The sequence below is a fragment of the Novosphingobium sp. BF6 genome (assembly GCF_058273105.1).
In genome coordinates this window covers 602,226-620,851 of the sequence record NZ_CM177776.1, presented here as the reverse complement: position 1 = coordinate 620,851, position 18,626 = coordinate 602,226, and the positions used below count along the sequence as shown (strand labels likewise).

At 64.2% G+C, this 18,626-nt stretch carries 15 protein-coding genes; 5 read left to right on the top strand and 10 right to left on the bottom strand.

The window, feature by feature from the left end:
* The first annotated feature begins 357 nt into the window (after positions 1-357).
* On the top strand, positions 358-1,716 hold the full coding sequence (locus AC4D6D_RS18100; protein ID WP_491328438.1) for a sensor histidine kinase: 1,359 nt from the start codon (positions 358-360) through the stop codon (positions 1,714-1,716).
* Here the strand turns inward: AC4D6D_RS18100 and AC4D6D_RS18095 are convergent.
* The 10 genes from AC4D6D_RS18095 to AC4D6D_RS18050 form a co-directional block, all read right to left on the bottom strand.
* Positions 1,696-2,787 (bottom strand): sensor histidine kinase, encoded by a 1,092-nt coding sequence (locus tag AC4D6D_RS18095; RefSeq protein ID WP_491328437.1) that lies wholly within the window; start codon positions 2,785-2,787, stop codon positions 1,696-1,698. The two genes, AC4D6D_RS18100 and AC4D6D_RS18095, sit on opposite strands and share 21 nt — an antisense overlap.
* The gene (locus AC4D6D_RS18090) at positions 2,784-3,176 is read right to left on the bottom strand and encodes a response regulator (protein WP_491328436.1); all 393 of its coding nucleotides are present in this window, start codon (positions 3,174-3,176) and stop codon (positions 2,784-2,786) included. The genes AC4D6D_RS18095 and AC4D6D_RS18090 overlap by 4 nt, the downstream gene beginning before the upstream one ends.
* Before the next feature lie 155 nt (positions 3,177-3,331).
* Positions 3,332-4,033, bottom strand: a complete 702-nt coding sequence (locus AC4D6D_RS18085) for a helix-turn-helix domain-containing protein (protein WP_491328435.1) — start codon at positions 4,031-4,033, stop codon at positions 3,332-3,334.
* A gap of 8 nt (positions 4,034-4,041) precedes the next feature.
* Complete coding sequence (locus AC4D6D_RS18080; RefSeq protein ID WP_491328434.1) at positions 4,042-4,242, bottom strand: hypothetical protein; 201 nt, start codon at positions 4,240-4,242, stop codon at positions 4,042-4,044.
* A 77-nt stretch (positions 4,243-4,319) separates the two neighbouring features.
* Positions 4,320-5,654, bottom strand: a complete 1,335-nt coding sequence (locus AC4D6D_RS18075) for an EAL domain-containing protein (protein WP_491328433.1) — start codon at positions 5,652-5,654, stop codon at positions 4,320-4,322.
* Between the two features lie 61 nt (positions 5,655-5,715).
* Positions 5,716-7,176, bottom strand: coding sequence for a hypothetical protein (locus AC4D6D_RS18070; protein ID WP_491328432.1), 1,461 nt, complete (start codon positions 7,174-7,176; stop codon positions 5,716-5,718).
* Positions 7,177-7,670: 494 nt separating this feature from the next.
* Entirely contained in the window at positions 7,671-8,897 is a 1,227-nt protein-coding gene (locus AC4D6D_RS18065; RefSeq protein WP_491328431.1) for a hypothetical protein, read from the bottom strand.
* Positions 8,898-9,810: 913 nt separating this feature from the next.
* Positions 9,811-10,827 (bottom strand): ParB/RepB/Spo0J family partition protein, encoded by a 1,017-nt coding sequence (locus tag AC4D6D_RS18060; RefSeq protein ID WP_491328430.1) that lies wholly within the window; start codon positions 10,825-10,827, stop codon positions 9,811-9,813.
* Between the two features lie 344 nt (positions 10,828-11,171).
* Positions 11,172-11,672: a 2OG-Fe(II) oxygenase gene (locus AC4D6D_RS18055; RefSeq protein WP_491328429.1), complete on the bottom strand. Its 501-nt coding sequence runs from the start codon at positions 11,670-11,672 to the stop codon at positions 11,172-11,174.
* Between the two features lie 163 nt (positions 11,673-11,835).
* Positions 11,836-13,512: a ShlB/FhaC/HecB family hemolysin secretion/activation protein gene (locus AC4D6D_RS18050; protein ID WP_491328428.1), complete on the bottom strand. Its 1,677-nt coding sequence runs from the start codon at positions 13,510-13,512 to the stop codon at positions 11,836-11,838.
* Positions 13,513-13,528: 16 nt separating this feature from the next.
* Here AC4D6D_RS18050 and AC4D6D_RS18045 point away from each other — a divergent pair, with 16 nt between their 5' ends.
* From AC4D6D_RS18045 to AC4D6D_RS18030, 4 genes are all read left to right on the top strand, one after another.
* Positions 13,529-13,915 (top strand): hypothetical protein, encoded by a 387-nt coding sequence (locus tag AC4D6D_RS18045; protein WP_491328427.1) that lies wholly within the window; start codon positions 13,529-13,531, stop codon positions 13,913-13,915.
* 513 nt (positions 13,916-14,428) lie between these two features.
* Positions 14,429-15,622 (top strand): AAA family ATPase, encoded by a 1,194-nt coding sequence (locus tag AC4D6D_RS18040; protein WP_147221790.1) that lies wholly within the window; start codon positions 14,429-14,431, stop codon positions 15,620-15,622.
* A gap of 106 nt (positions 15,623-15,728) precedes the next feature.
* Positions 15,729-16,820 carry a ParB/RepB/Spo0J family partition protein gene (locus AC4D6D_RS18035; RefSeq protein ID WP_491328426.1) on the top strand — a complete coding sequence of 364 codons (1,092 nt, stop codon included), beginning with the start codon at positions 15,729-15,731 and terminating at the stop codon, positions 16,818-16,820.
* A 374-nt stretch (positions 16,821-17,194) separates the two neighbouring features.
* Complete coding sequence (locus AC4D6D_RS18030; protein ID WP_491328425.1) at positions 17,195-18,520, top strand: replication initiator protein A; 1,326 nt, start codon at positions 17,195-17,197, stop codon at positions 18,518-18,520.
* Positions 18,521-18,626 lie beyond the last annotated feature (106 nt).

The window sequence follows — 18,626 nt, the reverse complement described above, 5'->3', positions numbered from 1 at the left end:
AAAGTTAAGCAGACATGTTCAAATCGGTTCTTTCAAGACGATCGAAATTCAGCAAAATCGATAGTTTCCGAATGTGAACATACTTCAAAATGGACTGGTTGGCCTAGGATTGCGCATATCGACGTTGTCTCTGAAAGCGCCTAGGTCGCTCCGTTCCCGCAGTTATCGTTGGATTAACGTTTTGAAAGTGGCTTGAACAATCATGAAGGAGCCGCTCTGTTAGTCGATTTACTTACGACGCAGGATAGGTTCTATCAGGTTTATTTCGCGGTTGCGAAGCGGAGGCCCCTTCGCAATCATCGACGTCGGCCCGGAATCGGGAGGCGGGTATTTCTCGTCCAGGCGGGCCGGGGCAAAATGAATATGCAAGCGTTCAACAATAACGTCGTCGACTTCGTCCCATCGCCGGGCACCACGGCAGAGACCGCGCCGACGCTCCATCAGGATGTACCGACGAGCGAGGCCGTCGCATCCCGCCATTCCGCCCTGCCCGCCGGACTCGCCATGCGGCTGCGTGCCTGGGAAGACGGCACCCGTTTCTATCCCGGCGCCATTGCCTTCAGCGCGCTGGCGCTGGGACTGACATCGGCGCAGGCACCAGCCGCCGGAGTGATCGGCGCCGCCGCAGCCGGTGCGCTGTTCGTTCTCCACAAGACGTTCAAGGCCGCACTCGTCACCGCCGCGCTGGCGCTCGGCCTGTATCTTCTGCCGCAAGCCGCCGCGTCTCCCGCCTACTGGACCCTGCTGTTGCTGGTCGGCTGCGCCGGATTCCTCCCGCGCAGCCTTGTCTCGATACTGCTCCGCGCTCCGCGATGGACCTGGGTCTTCGCCCTGCTCGCGGCAACCGGCAGCCTGATCGGCGTGTTCCTGCTGAAAGGCACGCCGCAGACTCTGGCGATCTTCATCAGTTCTCTTAGCGCCGCATTTCTCGGTGCCGGGCTGGCCCGCCATCTGGCGATGGTCGATGCCCGCCTGCTGGCCTGGGGAGAAAACGGCCTTGTCCCGGTCACCCGCGATCTGCTGCTGGGGCGTGTCACCGCCGGCATGCTTCACGACCTCGCACAGCCGCTGAACGTGATATCCATGGCCAACGGCAACATGCGCTATATCGTCGAGCAGCTCGACATCGGCGAGGAAAGCCGCAAGCAGTTGCTGGACCGGGTCGCGCGAATCTCCTCACATACCGAAGCGGCAGCCTTCATTCTCAGCCTGTTCCGCTGGTTCGGCCGCGATGGCGACAAAGAGCATGCCGCGCTGAGCGTGCGCAGCGCGCTGGAGCGCGCGGTGGCAGCCACCAAGTCCCATGTCCGACACCATGGGGTCTCGGTGGAAATCGATGGCAACGCCCTCGAACATCTGCTGCCAGAGCACCACGGCGCGCTGGAGATGATGGCGGTGGCCGCTCTCCTCAACGCTTTCGGCAGTTTCATCGGTCCGGTTTCCGGCCCCGTCAACGGATACGCCAATGGGCATGGGGGTGAGCAGAAGCTGAAAGGCACGGTCCTGCTTCGCGCCGCGATGACCCCGGCCCATGTCGTCGTGACCGTGCAATGCATCGACGAGAACGGAGCCCCCGCCCCCGGTCGCAAACTCGACCATGCCACTCTCTGGCTGGTCGAGCAGGTCGCCATCGAGGCGGGTGGCGATTTCCGCTCGCTTCAGCGCACCCGTCAGCCGACCCGCTTCGTCATCCGTCTAGGCCGCGACGACATCTGACGCCGCGCAGCCGCCTGCGGCCGCAGGCAGGCAGATCTCTACCCTGGCCCCTTCGCCGTGGTTGGAAACGAGCCGAATCCCACCTTGCGCCTTCTCCATGATCTGGCGGCAGATATGGAGGCCGAGACCGGTACCGTCCTGCCCCTTGGTGGTGAAGAACGGCTCGAACGCGAGCCGTTCGAGATCGGCGGCAAGGCCCGCGCCATTATCCGTCACCACGCAGCGCACGCCCCCCGGCGCACGTTCCAGCGCAATCGTGATCAGGCCCTCGCCCTTCCATCCCCCCATCCGGCGAGACTGGATACTGTCGGCCGCATTGCGCAGGACATTGACGAAGACCTGCTCCATTTCCAGCCGCGCCAGCTGCACGAAGGCAGACAGACCCGCGGCATCGAGCTGCACGGCGATCTCCGCCCGCTCGAACAGGACTTCCAGAAACTCAACCGCACTCGCAGCCACTTCCATGACGTCGGTGCGCCGGCCGACGATCTTCTCATCCGCTGCCTGGCCGAGCGTGCGCTTGATGATCGCCTGTGCCCGCAGGACCTGCTCGGCGATCCGCAAGGCCGTGGTCTGAAGCCGGGAGCGCGTGGTGTCGGGCCGGTCGAGCATCAACCGCAGGCTCTCGTTCGCCATCGAGATCGTGAACAACGGCTGTCGCAATTCATGGGCAAGGGTCAGCGCCCGCTCGCCAAGGTCCGCCATACGGGCGCGCTCGGCCAGTTCATGGTGCTCGCGGCGCGGCGGCGGCGCATTCAGCAACACGGCGCTGCCCCAATGCGTACCGCCGAGATTGCCCTGCAGGATCAGACTGAGCGTGGCGCCGTCATCGGTGCGCAGGTCCGTGGCCACGTCCGAGCGGCCGGCCAGCGCGGCAAGGCGCCGAGTATCCTCGGAATGGATGGCCACTGCCTGGGGCTGCTCGTCGTCCTGCGCATTCTCGCTACGGAACAGGATCGTCTTCGCGGCCGCGTCCAGCCTCAGATCGCTGACGACCCGCAAGCCGACATGCCGGCGAAGCACTTCGACCAGACCGGCCGTTCCGGTCGCTTCGGCAAGATCCCCGCTCACGCACCGACACCGTTCGCAAGCATCTGCCTGATCGTACCGATCAGCATCTGCGGCTGAACGGGCTTGGTCAGGAACGTGTAGCGCGCGGTATCGGCGACGAGATCCTCGCGCATCTGATCGCCGGTGATGAACACATATTCGAACGGGCGCTTCGCCAGTTCCGGATGGTGACGGATGCGCGAAATGATATCGAGGCCCGATTCCCGGTCGAGCCGCAGATCGCAGGCCACTACGCTGACGGCAGCATGCTTCTCCAGCATGTCCACGGCCTCGGTCAGGTTGGCGGCGCCGACCCCCGGAATGCCGTGAAGCGACATGAGCGTCAGCAGCTCATCGACGATGGCCGAAAAATCATCGAGAACAAGTACCCTGGCCTGATCGTCTCGCATCCTTTGCCGTTCCTCCGTGCGACGCCCGCCCCCAGCCGCCACTGGATCTCGTTACTCCTATAACGAGACGACATTATCAATAAATGAATGTCCGGTGAAATTAGAATTGAGGCAAGCCGTTCCGGATGCAAGAAAAAATCGGATAGCGGATAAAATCAGAACTCGATGACGATCTTCACCTTCGCTGGTGTGACGTGAAAATGCGCAGCAATCTGGTCGCGATATTGCGCCATCAGGAACGCCAGATTGTCTGTCCGCGGCAGCCCGTCCAGTTCCTCAATTGTGGTTCCCAGAGCATCGGCAATAACTTTCAGTCGCACATCCTGCGGGCGGGCGCGGCCGTGCTCCCAGGCCCAGACGGTGGGCTTGCTGACACCGATGCGATCGGCCAGGTCGCCCTGGCTGAGGCCGTTCTCCTTGCGCAGCCGCCGCAGACGGCGGGCGAGCGATTCCTGCGCTTCCGCATCGACGGCGCTTCCGGTTTCCGCCGATCCGGAGGGAGCATGGTCTTCCTCCACCGCATCGTGGCTGAGCGGCGCTGCCCGTAACCGGGCTGCGCCGAGCAAGGCCGCGGAGATCGGCGTCTCGAAGCGGCACCCGTAGAAGCTCTCGTTATGCCAAATGACCCGTGCGCACACCCGGTGCTCCGCCGAGAGGTCAATTTCGATCGGATCTCCCACGCCGAGATCGATGTCGCATTCGACGAGCAACCCCTCCTGCGAAAGGTTGTGGACCACCGCGTCCGCTTCCCTGCCCTCGGCATTGACCTGCGTGCCCAGCACCAGGCTGAAACGCGGCAGGCTCGATCGCGCATCGCGTTCGAAGCGGGCAGGAAGGCCTTGGCTACCCCCGTTCATTTCACCGTTCACGCACAGCTCCGCACAGCGGAAATGGCCGGACGTCCGCGTTCGATCGCCAGGGCCATGACCTCTACGCGCGGCGCTTCTCCCAGAGACTCCAGTGCGCCCGCCACGAGCGCTCCGCTCACCAGGGCTTCGCTTTCGTCGAGCATGTCCAGCGCGATGCGCAGGAGTTCACGGGCGTGCTGGACCTTGTCGTTCGTCATCTCGGCTTCCTTTCCTTCTTTCGGTTTTCCATTGCGATCGGCCCGGCACTTCGCCGGTGCCGTGTCAATCGAGGCGATCAGAAAACAGGGCTCTGCCACATCCGCATCGGCGTGAAAGCGACCGGAACGGCGGGTGCGGGCGACTCCGCGGGCGTTCGAAAAGCCGGGGCACAGTCGCCTGCGGATGCCTGTAAATGCGTCCAGGCTCGCCGTGTGCTGACCCGGCCCATCCGCGCGCCGGTAACCCATTCGGCCCCCTCCTCGACGGCAAGCCGGATCTGCGCCGGAGTTTCGACGCCGGTCAGGACGATCCGGTCGCAAAGGCTTTGCGCTTGCGCAAAAAGCTGCCCGATCCGGGCGCGGTTACGCTCGGACAGGAAGGCCGTGCGCAGGAAGGCACTGTCCAGCTTGACGAAGTTCGGCCGTAATACCGCCAGCTGCCGCACCGAAGCATGGCCCGAACCGAAGCCGTAGAGCCCCAGTCCGACCCCCAATTCGCGCAAGGTATGGAGAAACGTCAGCGTTCCCGGCCAGAATCGGCAGGCGGCCACCTCATGAAATTCGAGGGTCAGCCGTTCGGCCAGCGCCGGATTGCGTTCAAGCCTGGCGAGAAAATCCGTCCAGGCGGCATCGTGACCGCCAAGATCGAACGACAGGCTCTGCGATGAAATCGCGATCGACAGACGCGCGTGCGGATCGGCCTCCAGTTCGTCCAGTAGACGCAGTACCAGATGGCGATCGAGCAGATGGGCAAGGCCCAGCCGCTCCAGCGCCTCATAGGCAGCGCGGCAGTCGAACTGCTCGCCCTGTTCTCCCGCATAGCGCAACAGGGCTTCGTGCTGGAGTACGCGCTCCGGGCTGCGCGGGTCGAAGATCGGGCGCCAGGCGAAGAAGGTCTCACCATTCGCGTCTTGCGCCAGCAGGCGCACGGCGCGCGCCATATCGGCGCGGTAGCACGCCTGCCCCTGCGCCGTTGCGGGATCGGCCGCCGCCGCAGGAGTCGCCACGCACGCCAGCCGCGCACGGGCCTCGGCCAATGCCGATGCATCGTTCAGATCGCCGGAAACGGGATCGCTGTGCCCGACCGAGACCGACAGCAGGATCGCACCGGCCTCGCTCGGCACCGGGTTCAGGCAGACCTGGGTGCAGAACGCCTCGATCCGCGCGCAGACGAAATCGGGTTCCAGCATGGCCGCATGGCCGAGCAAGATCATCTCGTCGCCGTGGACCGCACGAACTTCGACCGGATCGAAGCTCGCAGCGGCGGCGCGCAAATGCGCCATGGCCGCATTCACCGCCACTTCGCCATAGGCCGCGGCAATGGCGCGGGCATTGTCGAGCCGCACGACGAGCAGATAATTGCGGCAACGGTTCGGAGGATTGATCCGGGCGAGGTCGATCATCGGTGACATCCGGGAAGAAGGGATAAGGAAGGACCGGTGCGGGCAAGATCCCCGCACCGGCCTGGAAGGATCAATTGCCGGCTTTGCCGCCGAGCAGACCTCCAAGCAGTCCCCCGGCTGTTCCCGAACCTTCGCCGGTGAGGCCGCCCACAAGCGAGGTGACGGCTCCGGTCACCGGCGCCAGAACCGAACCGGCGGTCCCGCCGCCCGTGGTTCCGCCCGGAGCACCCGAAGTCAGACCTCCAACCAGTCCTTCGACAAGGCCGGTGACGGGTGCCAGCGCCGAACCGGCTCCACCGCCCCCCGACGCTACGCCGCCCAGACTTCCAACAACCCCCTCGACGAGGCCGGTCACCGGCGCCAGAACCGAACCGGCATCACCCAGACCGCCAGCCCCGAGGCCGCCGGGCGTCAGACTGCCGGTCACCTGCCCCAGCGTGCCGTTCACGGTATCGAGCAAAGGCGTGGTCACGGCCGCAACCGTCGCCGTGACCGGTGCGACGACCGGAGCCACGCCGCCCGTCACCTGATCGACCACCCCGCCGACCTGCTCGCCCAGTAGCGCTCCGGCAAGGTTGCCCACCGGTGCCAGTCCGGTCGCGATGCCTTCCGTCGTCGTCGGCAAGGCGACGTCAATCACCTTGCCGTCGGACAGGACGTTAGCCGTCACCAGTTGCCCGGTGGCCAGACCCGGATTTTCGGCCAGCACATTGAGGCCGATCACCGTGTCGCCGTTGCTCGGGCCGGTCACGGCGTTGTTGCCGAGATCAACGCCCAGCAGCGGGCCTTCATAGGTGCGGGCCGGTCCGGAACCACCGCTGCCCAAGGCACCGGTCAGCCCTTCCACCAGTCCGCCGAGCTGGCCGGTGACAGGCGCGAGCACGCCGCTTTCACCCGCGATCGGCGACAGTACGCCATTGACCGTATCGAGCAGCGGCGAAGTCACACTGCCGACCGTCGAGGTAACCGTGACGACCGTGGGCGCGAGGCCGTCGGTCAGTTGCGTCACCGTGCCGCCAACCTGCTCGCCGAGCAGCGCGCCGGTGAGCGCGCCGACCGGCGCCAGCGCCTGCTTGGTCTGCTCCGCAGTGGTCGGCAGAGTGACCTGAACGACCTTGCCGTCACCGGTCAGGACATCGACCGTGATGCCGCCGGCATCGGTAGTGGCCTTGTCCGGCGTCACATTGATATTAACCAGCGTACCGGAACCGCTCTGGCCGAGAAGGTCGGTGCCGCCGACCGAGATGCCTGCGGCCGGCCCGGTGAAGCTGGTGGTCGTGCCGCTCGGATCGGAAGGACCGCTTGGCCCCGGTCCGCTGGGGCCGCTGGGTCCGGGACCGCTCGGCCCGGACGGGGTGGGGCCACTGGGGCTGCTGGGGCTGGGTCCGCTCGGACTCGGGCTGTTCGGCCCCGAGGGGTTGCTTGCCTGAAAACCGGCACCGCCCGAGCAGGCCGCAACCAGCAGCAGGGGGATCGTGGTCGTCGCCAGGAGGGCGTGCCGCTTGAACCGGGAATAGCGAAGGATCGGCATTGGGTCTTCTCCAACGTGGTGTCGCCGCGAACGGCCCGTTGGAGAAATGATAGGGCGAGCCGCGCCCCGCGCCGCGTTCAGAAGGAGCCGCCCCGGCCATGTCGGATCGCGGTGCGGGTACAAGCGCGGATGGATGCAGGGCCTTAACCCGGAAGAAACCCGAACAAGGCGGCAAGGAACACGCAAAAGGCCGGAATGGCGAGCAAAACCGCCGATTTTCACCCCCTCCATCGCGGTGAAGCCCTGGGAACGGCGCAGAAAAGTGAGGCCTTGGTTAAATACTCGTTCCGGCGCATTCTTAGGGAGCGACGGGGCCGCCGATCGCCTTCCTTGGCCCATATCTCCGGCCACTGCCCCAAAAACGAAGAGGCAGCCCCGTCTCCGGGACTGCCTCTTCTCCCCCACCTCCCTGGCTCAGGAGGTCTTCGTTCAGGAGACGGGGGTCTGCCGCGTGCCCGGCCATGGGGTTGTGGGGCGCCGGGCACGCATGACGATCAGTTGGTGCGTCCGCTCAGTCCCCCCAGCAGGCCCCCGACGAGGCCGGTCACCGGCGCGAGCACGGAACCGACAGCGCTTGTCGCGCCGTTGCCCGTTCCCCCGGTCAGACCGCCGACGACGCCTTGAACGACTTCCGTGACCGGCGCGAGAGCGCCGCCCTGATTGGCGCCGCTCAGCAGCGTATCGACCGCCCCGGTCACCGGCGCGAGGATGGAGCCGGCGCCGGTTCCCGTAGTACCGCCCACGAGTCCTTGGACAAGACCCGTGACCGGCGCGAGAACGCCGCCGTCTGCCGTTCCGCCCGTGAGTCCCCCGGTCAGGCCGCCGACCACACCGGTGACGGGGCCAAGGACCGATCCGGCCCCTCCCGTCCCCGCACCAAGACCACCGGTGACATTGCCGACGATGCCGCCCAGCGTTCCATTGACCGTATCGAGCAGCGGCGAGGCGACGCTGTCCACGACCGCCGTAACCGGCGCGACGACCGGTGCGAGACCACCCGTCAACTGGTCCACGACCGTGCCGGCCTGCTCGCCCAGCAGCGCTCCGGCAAGATTGCCCACCGGCGCGAGACCGGCGGCGATACCTTCGGCCGTCGTCGGCAAGGCGACATCGACGATATTGCCACCGGACAGGACGCTCGCCGTCACGAGCTTGCCGGTGGTACCTGCGCCATCCGACAGGACGTTGAGGCCGATCGCCGTGTCACCCGTGCTGGCCCCGGTCAGGACGTTGTTGCCGAGGTCGAGACCCAATAGCGGTCCGTCGTAGGTTCGCGCCGGATCGCTACTGCCACCGCCGAGACTGCCGGTCAGCCCTTCGACAAGCCCGCCAAGCTGGCCCGTGATGGGCGCCAGCAATCCGGTCTCGCCAAGCACCGGCGAAAGCACGCCGTTCACCGTGTCGAGCAACGGCGAAGTCACGCCATTCACCGTCGAGGTGAGCGTCGCTACGGTCGGTGCGAGACCGTTGGTCAGCTGCGTCACGGTGCCCCCGACCTGGTCACCGAGCAGCGCGCCGGTAAGCGCCCCGACCGGCGCCAGCGCCTGCTGCGTCTGCCCGGCCGTTGTCGGGAGAGTGACCTGAACGGCCTTCCCGTCCCCGGTCAGCAAATCGACGGCGATGCCGGTGCTGCCGGTCGAAGCCGTATCAGGGGCTACGTTGACATCGATCAGGGTGCCCGATCCGCTTTGTCCGAGAAGGCTGCCGTTGCCGACATTCACACCGGCGAGGGGACCCGTGAAATTGCCGGAACCGCTCGGATCGGTGGGATTCGTCGGGCCGGTGGGTCCCGTGGGACCTGTCGGACCGGTGGGACCTGTCGGACCGGTGGGACCTGTCGGACCCGTAGGTCCAGTCGGGCCAGTCGGGCCAGTCGGGCCAGTCGGGCCAGTCGGGCCAGTCGGGCCAGTCGGGCCAGTCGGGCCGCTTGGATTGCTCGGTCCGGTAGGTCCAGTTGGACCTGTCGGCCCCGTGGGTCCCGTCGGGCCTGTGGGTCCTGTCGGCCCACTGGGATCGGAAGGCCCAGAGGGACCACTGGGACCACTGGGACCCGACGGCCCACTCGGACTGGAAGGACCTGTCGGGCCGCTAGGGCCGGAGGGCGAACCGCCGCCGCCTGCACCGACCCTGAAACCGACACCGTCGGCGCAAGCTCCCAGCAGGAGCAACGGAATCGCTGTCGCGCAGAGCAGCAAGTGCCTGGTCGATCGACCGCTTTGTTGACGCAGCATCGTGGTAACCTCCATGAAAATGCCCACTGGCTGGAAGCCTAGGCACTCCTCGGAGACACTTCGCGGCGAGAAGGAACCGACCGGGCACCGCCCGATCGCTCACCATGTCTTTGGCTTGTCGGGATTGCGGGAAAGCCGGAAAACGTAAGGCACGAAGTCCACTTCCACGCCGATTTCTCGCGCAAACCCAGGTTCACGCCGCATTCGTTACGCAGATAAGCGAGGGTTTCCGCGCAAGCCGACAGCAAGGCGCAACAGGCGCTTTAGAACCGGAGCGAGTATGATTGCAGCTCAAGAAGCGCATGATTGCCGATCGATCGCCGCCAAGAATCGCGTGACGGAAACCAGGCTGTTCTGGATTGGCGAAGTTCAGGGAAACACGATCGACACGGCAATGCCGTGATCAGATCAACGCCTCGCTCTCGATCGCAATCTGGCGGCGATTGTCGATCAACGCTGTACGCAGGGTGCCCAGGAGAGCATCGATATCCGTATCCTCGGTCACGAGAAGATCGACCGCCAGCCCCTCGCGCCCGGTTCGGATACGGCCGACACGCGTCTCGCCCAGAATCAAAGGAGTCTCGTTGCCGCGCCTGATGTCGTTGTCCCGGGTCGCATCCTTGAGCCTGGCAAGGACTGTTGCCGCAGGAATCATGCGCTCACCCATGGCGGCAAGCCGCTGTTGCTCTTCTCCGACTTCCCGAGCGGTCACGAGCAAACGTTCGCGCTGCTCGGGGCGGCGCAACAAGGGCGTCAGGACTTCGGAATGGCGCACGCGTAGTTCGTCGCGCGTGGCAAAGGCATTGACGACCTCATCGGGCATCTGCGCCAAGGCGAGCAGACGGCTCAACTGGCTGTTGGACAAGTTCAGGGCCTCAGCCATGCGCGACTGGACACCGCCGTAGAAACGATCGACAGCGTTCTGGTAACTGCGTGCGCGATCGAGTTCGGTAATATCCTCTCGCTCGCGGTTCTCGATATCCGCGAGGCGGAAGGCTTCCTCATCGGTGAGATCGACGATCAGCGCCGTCAGCCTGATTTCGGGGCGGCCATTGTGGTTCAGCCAATCGACCGAGAAGCGGCGCCGACTGCCGACCAGAAGCTGATAGGGACAGTCGGCTCCGGGGGGATTGCGACGGACGAGCACGGGAATGCGATTCCCATCCTCCTGCGCAATGGATTCGATAAGCGACCGGCAACTTTCCGCCGAAAGCCCCGGTACGTCACGCGGGTTTCCGTCCCATACGCTGCAATCCGAAGGACGGATCGAGATGGCCGTGCGCGCCCGCGCGCTGCCTTGCGTGAAACCGGCGAGCCGCTGATCGAGCCGCGAAAGCGCTTCCCCGTCCACGCCCAAAGGTTCGGCAGCATGGGGTTCGTAGGAGAGCGTCGTCAGAATGTCTCGTACAAACCCGGCCATCTATCCCTCCGCTTCATGCAACCGAGCGACCTTCATACCGACCCTTCACGTCGGGGCCGCGTTAAACTATGTTCGTTTTGAATGCCTAATGCCGCCATTCCGGCAGTATCCCTATTCTTTCAAAATCGGCGGCTTGCGCTAGTCGCGAACCCAATCCGGCGATCTCGCTGTTGAGGACAGTCGAAGCGCCGTGCGCGAGCCCTGCACGGCGATCAGACCCGCCGCGACGATAGCCGCGTCGCGAGCTTGTTTCTACTTTCGCTGATTGCACCGAAGCCGAAGCAGCGCCGATCACCGGCAAGAGACGATTCCAGGCAGATCCAGTTGCGATTTTCCGTCTTCGGTCAGCGCCAGTTTGGGCCTTCGACCCAAGTTACCAGACTTCGCCGCGTGCCATCGAGAACCGGGAGAACGCGGTGCTGAAGGAAGGACGGAAAGATCAGCACGCTGCCGCGCGGCGCGAACTTTTCGGCCGGCTGAGCGATCCCGAAGAATTCGAACTCTCCACCCTTGTAGTCCTGCGCATGCGAGAGCTGGACGACGACGGACAGCTTGCGCGCGTAGGGCCGCATCGATTCCAGCCAGACATCCTGATGCCAATCGTAATGTCCCTTGTTCGTTGCGCGATATTCCGTGAACTGAAGCTCGAACGGCGCTTCGATCTCGACACCGAAGTTGTTCCGATTGGACGGCCGCACGAAATCCATAATACGAGACACGATGTCCTTCTCTCGCGCGGCATCAAGCCAGCGCACGGTCGAAGTCCGATAGCCAAGATCGCTGCGCAAATTGCCAGAGAAGCCGATCGTCGCATCCTGCTCGCCATAGCCTTCGGCGCGTTTCACGATCGCATCGCACTCTGCATCGGTGAACGCGCTAGTCCATACTTCCCAAACGTTCTTCATCGCCCACCCCTTCGACGTGAGATTTTCGTAAAGTTGAGAGAAAAGTCGGTGACTTCGACTGAGACCGCAAACCGCCGGATTTTGCGTACACGCAAAAGCGCAATCAGACTGTTCTGTTCAGACTGAAGAAGAAGCGCGCTTTCTTGCTGTAGTATTCAGACGGAGACTTGACAGGAACAGCAATTTGTGCACTTGCCGTCCAACCTTTGATCGGTGTCACCCTTATACCCGCCCCTGCCGTGGCCAGCGAAAAATCCTGAGCGGCAAGTCGATAGGCCGGTCGTTCGGCGCTATGGGCCAGTGCCGCGTCGGTATAGGCAAAAACGGTCAGGCCGCGCGTTCCGCCTGCCGGTTTTCCAGCGACACGCCATGACAATTCGAGGCTGCCCGCCGCCGCCTTGTCCGCCGTGATGATACCCACGCGATAGGCCATGCCCGCGCCTTCACCGCCAAGCGCGAAGCGTTCGGTGGTCGGCAACTTGTCGCCCGTATACTGCCCACGCACCGTCGCTTTCAGCGATATCGCCTTGGTTACTTCCTTCACGGCGGTAAGCTGCGCATTGACCTTGCGGAACGAGGCTTCCGAATAGCCCTCGATCGGGCGGGCACCCAAAGCATTGAAACCCTGGCTGAAACTGGTCGAAATGGCGTAGCCGCCAGTCTTGTCGATCGACGACCAGACCGTGCCGAGGCGAACCGCGCGGGTCTTGAAGCCGCCAAACGCCGTATCGAGGAAGTAGTTGTTGCTGTTCGTCCCATCGAGCGAGAGGCTGAGCGACAGATTGCGGCGATAGGAGCGGATCAGCGGATGCGAGATCGCGATGCCGCCCTGCTTGGCCTCGCCGATGATATCGAGGTCACGCGTCTTGGTGCGGACATAGGCGCCGCTGACTCCCAGCGTCGTGCCGTTCGAACCGATCGGCGTTGCGTGGCTGAGCGAATAGAACTGATAACGGTCCGGATTGAACGGCAGGTTGCCCGAGAAGCGCGTGGTGTCGCCTTCGCGCAGCACGCCGTTTACCGCGACCGAGAGCTGGGTCTGTACGCCGGTCGTGACGTTGACGATGCCGTTATTGTTGACGTTCAGCGTCACGTCGACCTGCTTGCGATCGATTTTCAGGGCCAGCACAAGTTCACCAGGGGTGCGGGTCTGCTTCAGGCTGGCCTGCACGGTCTGTCCGGGGATGTCGCGCAGGAGCGAGATCGTGCGTTCTATGGTGGACTTGTGCGCCGGCGTTTCGCGCATCAGGCGCTTCAATTGCCCGTCGATCAGGCGCGTCGGCGTACTGCGGGTCTTTCCATCGAGCACATACTGGGTGATCCGGCCTTCGAGGACCTGGACGGTGAGCACGCCACCGGTCGGCACCTGCTGCGGGATCGATACGGCGAAAAAGGCCACGTCGCTCTGGGCATAAGTCGTGCTGACGGCATTGGCGATCTTCTGCAGATTGTCCCGATTGAGCGGCGCGCCGATGAACGGAGCAACGGCCTTGTCGAGCAAGGCGGGCGAAAGCGTCGAACCCTGATAGCGCACCTTGGTCAGCGCGACGCCCGGCCCGCCAGACGGCGCGGCGGGCGTCGTCGCCACGACCGGGGCCTGCGGCTGCGGCACTTGTGCAGGCGCCGGTTCGCGGGGGACGCTGGGGTCCTGCCGGTCGATGCGATCCCGGTCGATGATCGGGGCGAGCGGCGAAGAAATGCCCACTTGCGCCTGGGCCGACGGGAACGGCGCCGATTGCAGGAGCAGCCCGGCCAGCAGGAAGCCCCAGCTCCGCAACAAGCCCTTGCGCCGCGGAATGCGCGAAAAAGAGGGAGAAATAGCCGAAGCCTTCATGGTTCGAGAGTCGCCTGATGAATGTATTCGAGATGCGGTATCGGAAGATCTTTCCCCGCAAGATGAAGGACATGGACTCGGCGAGCATCCCGAACTGGAGCCAGAGCGGCTGCTTCGAGACAATAACGGCCAGATTGCAGGCATGGCGGCGCCGCGTGGTCCCCGCGAATATACGCAAGGGGCTGTTTCCGGATCGGGAAACGGCGGGCGGAGCAAGAAATCGGTAACCTTGCCGAATTCGTGGCATAATTCGGATCGGCGCAGCGGCTTGATGCGGAAGTTCGCGTACAATGTTGATTTTATTATCATATCATCCGTTTCAGAGCCGGTGAAAATACGGAGTGTTTGACCGGATAGCCGACACGCAAAACGGTTCCTGAAGCGCGAGGGCGCGACCGATCGGACGGAAATGCTTCGGAAAATGCATATAGGTCGTTTCGGCTACAAATTAGCCGCGCGACGCAGGCTCGCCGCAGTCGGAGCATTCATGAAACATTGGCGCAGTGGCGGTCGGACTTGCGCGTTCCTGCAGGGTCCCGGATATCATGGCACGATATCGGCTGCTCCGGCCTCAGACCGTTCGCGCCCCCTGACCCTGCTTATCGCTTCAACCGCATTTTGCAGACGGTCAACGGCTCTCCATGATAAAGACCGAATCGTTACTGCCCGTGCGGAGCAGGAATTGAATCAACTTGTTGCGATCGCCGGTTCGCCCAAGAAGATCGGTCGTGACCGCGCTCGATCTGGCGCAACCGGTCGACAACCCACAGCTTGAAGTCCCTTTATTCGTGCGGGCACTCGACTGAACATCGCCAAATGCATATACCTGCAAAATCGTTCAAAATATTAGCGCAGGCGAGACATGCATTCACAAGTCGACCGTATCTCGGAAATGGCCCAGGCCGGCGAGAAAATGATCGAACGGCTGCGCCGCAAGGCGTTCCTGCCGGAAACCCGCAAGGGCCTGAACGTCCGCTTCGGAATCGCCGAAGCCGCAACCCTGCTCGGATGCTCGACGAATCGCATCCGCATGGCCGAGGACGACGGACGCTTGCCCCCTCCCCCCGCCGCCGGCAACGGCCGCAGGCTCGGCTATACGGTCGAGGAAATGCTGAACATGCGCGAGGTGCTGGGCGCCTCCCCCGTGCGCGCGCCGCTGGACGTTCCGGCGATGATCGCCGTGCAGAACTTCAAGGGCGGCGTCGGCAAATCGACCGTCACCACCCACCTCGCCCACTATTTCGCGGTGCAGGGCTACCGCGTGCTGGTGGTGGATTGCGACAGCCAGGCGACGACGACGACGTTGTTCGGCTTCAACCCGCATTTCAACATAACCCGCGAAGAGACGCTCTACCCCTATCTCTCCATCGACCCGACCCAGGCCGACCTGCTCTATGCCGTCAAGCGCACGCCCTGGCCGAATGTCGATCTGATTCCGTCGAACCTCGAACTCTTCGACGTCGAATACGAACTCGCCGCGGCCGGTGCCGATGGCCAGTCGGTGCTGGCGGCGCGCTTCCGCAAGCTGAAGCAGGGCCTGATGGACCTCGCGCGCGACTATGACGTGGTGATCCTCGATCCGCCGCCGGCGCTGGGCACGATCAGCCTCGCGGTCATGCAGGCGGCCAACGCCCTGCTGGTGCCGCTGGCGGCGACGACGCCGGACTTCTGCTCGACCGTGCAGTTCCTCTCGATGATGGACCAGGTGCTCGAACAGCTGGTCGGCGCGGGGATCTCCGTGGACTATTCCTTCGTCCGCCTGATCTGCTCCAAATTCGACGGCAACGACCCCAGCCACGAGATGGTCCGCACCATCATGGAGCAGACCTTCGGCCCGGCGCTGCTGCCCGTACCGATCCTCGAAAGCGCCGAGATCAGCCATGCCGCGCTGCGCATGATGACGGTATACGAACTGGAAAAGCCGATCGGCACCCCCCGCACGCACAAGCGCTGCAAGGCCAACCTCGACGAGGCGATGGGCCAGATCGAACAACTCGTCCGCACCGGATGGGGTCGTTCGCAGCGCGTGGACGAGGACTTGCTGGTCAATGGCTAAGCCCCCCCACGGACGCGAATTTTCGTTTTCCTACACGAATATTGTTCGCCATATGTTCTCGCCCGATTCTCGCCCCGAAAATCGCCAGCTTTCTTCGAGGTAAGCCATGGCCCGCAAGCAATCAGACTATCTCGCCGCGCTGCTTTCCGATGACGACCTGAACCTTGACGACGACATCGCGCCTGCCGCCGATGCCGCGAGCGAGGAAAGCGTATCGCCGCCTCCGGCGACCGAACCCAGGCTCCGTACCGAGCGAACGCGCGGCACCACCCTGTTGGGACGAGAGAGCGCCCTCGCCCGTGTCGCCAGCGGCGAAGTGCGGCAGGTCACGCAGCTCCTGCTCGATCCGACCCGCGTGAAGGTCTGGCCGGGCAATGCCCGTTCCTACGCCCACCTCTCGGAAGAATCCTGTCGGGAACTGATCGATTCGATCGTCGCCGAAGGCGGACAGAAGGTCCCGGCCGTGGTGCGCCGCCTCGAAGGCGATCCTGACTATGACTACGAAGTCATCGCCGGTACGCGCCGTCACTGGTCGATCTCCTGGCTGCGCCGTCACTCCTATCCCGACCTGCAGTTCGTGGCGCAAGTCGCGCAGCTCGATGACGAGGCAGCGTTCCGCCTCGCCGATCTTGAGAACCGCGCGCGCAAGGACGTGTCCGACCTTGAACGTGCGCGCAACTATGCCCAGGCTCTTCGCGACCACTACGGCAACCACATGACCCGCATGGCCGAGCGGCTGAAGCTCTCCAAGGGCTGGCTCTCGAAGATGCTCAAGGTGGCGGCGATCCCCGACGCCGTCCTCTCGGCTTTTGCCTCTCCCGCCGATGTGCAGCTGAAGCCGGCCTATCCGCTCGCCCAGCTTCTCGACGACCGCGACAAGGCCGCCGCCATCCGCAAGGAGGCAAGCCGCCTCGCCCGCGAACAGGTCAACCGCCGCACGGACGGTCGCCAGTCGATCCCGGCGGCGGACGTGCTCAAGGCGCTCCTTGCCGCGCCCGACGCGGAACGCGCCTCGCCGGAACCGATGTTCATTCCTTCACGCCATGGTCGACCAATGGCTTCGGTTCAATCGAGCAACCGTCAGGGCGTGACGCTGCGCCTGCATTCCGGTTCGGGTGCGAACCGGGAGGAAGTGCTGAATGCCGTGCGCAACCTCCTCATCCAGCTAGACGAGGAAGGCCGCGGTCTTCAGACCTGACCTTACGGATAAGGCCAGCTCCCTTCTCCGGCATATGTTGGAAATCGCGAATGCAGGGGTCTCGGCCCCTGCATTTTTCGTATCCGCACCCCGTCCCCCTCCCCCTTTTCTCCTCGGCTGTTTCCCCGGGGAAACACACCGTTTCCCCTCGGCGCCCTGTCCCACTGGAATCGCGCGCCCATTTCCACCACCAAACGGCCGAAAATCACGCACAAGTTCTGCACAAGCAAGGTTCCCGGCGGTTTGCCCTGCCCCCGCCAGCCCGCCATGATGACAAGAATCACCCGAATCCGTCGATTCTTGTTTCCCCGGGGAAACAGCGAAGCGCCGTGTTCGGGTCGTCCTGTCCATCGTCCTGAATTCGGAACGCAAGAATGAGTCGCCCACGCAAAGAGACAGGATCCGAACAGTTCGACCTGTTCCTTCCGTATATCGCGGACCTGCCGCTGCGCGACCAGCGCGAGATGATGGAGCGCCCCTTCTTCAGCCTTGCCAAGTCCAAGCGCGTGAAGCCGATCGACTATACCAGCCCCGACAACAAGCTCTGGGTCCATGTCTCGGCCAACCCCGACTACGGCATGGCCACGATCTGGGATGCCGACATCCTGATCTACTGCGCCAGCATGCTCGCCGACATGGCGCGGCGCGGTGTCAACGACGTGCCGCGCAAGCTGCACCTGATGCCTTACGACCTGCTCCGCGCGATCGGCCGCCCCACCACGGGACGCGCCTACGAGCTGCTGGGCCAGGCGCTTGACCGTCTCGTCGCGACGACGATCAAGACCAATATCCGCGCCGAAAACCGCCGCGAAGCCACCTTTTCCTGGCTCGATGGCTGGACCCAGCTGGTCGACGAGCGCACCGAACGCTCACGCGGGATGACGATCGAACTGTCCAACTGGTTCTGGGAGGGCGTGATGATGAAGGGCGGCGTGCTCTCCATCGACCGCGCCTATTTCAACATTACCGGCGGGCGCGAGCGCTGGCTCTACAAAGTCGCGCGCAAGCATGCGGGCGGGGCAGGGGAGGGCGGTTTCGCCATCTCCATGCCCGTGCTTTTCGAGAAATCCGGTGCTGAAGGGCAATATCGCCGCTTCAAGTTCGAGATGCTCAAGCTCGTCGAGAAGGACGAGTTGCCCGGCTATACGCTCTCGCTGGAAACCGCGCGGGATGGCGAGCCGATGATCCGCATGCGCCGCATCGACGGCAAGGGCGGAGCGGAGAAGGGCCTGCCAGCAGCGCTGCCGCCGAGCGAGGATGAGGTCGAAGAGACCGTCGAACGCGCCTTCTCGTCACCGCGGGCCGCTTCCAGGGAACCGGCCCGCAAGCCTGCCCGTACCCGTGCGGTGTCCCGAAAGGCCCCATCGTCCGATCCGGATGCCGCCCGCGTTTCCCCAGGGAAACCGGGGACGCCCCCCACCGCCGAAGAAGCATCCGCGCGCCCGTTCGTCGATGCCAGCCAGCTCATTCGCCGGACCGTCATCGGCCTTTCGGAAGCGGCCACACGCGGCTTCATGACCGATGAGACCATGGACTATCTGCGCCGGACCTGTCCGGGCTGGGATCTCCATGCCCTTCACGCCGAATTCGAACGATGGATCCATGCCGCTCCGGAACGCACGCCGGCTGACTGGCAGCGGGCCTTCATTGGATGGGTCAAGCGCCACCACGAAAAGCACGGCCGCAACTTGCGCGGCTGATCTCCGCCCCGGCAGGACCACCAGCTAAAGACAAAGGCCCCGCAGCTCCCATGCTGCGGGGCCTTTGTCTTTGCGCGTCACTTGTTCGTGACAGGGCCGATTGTCC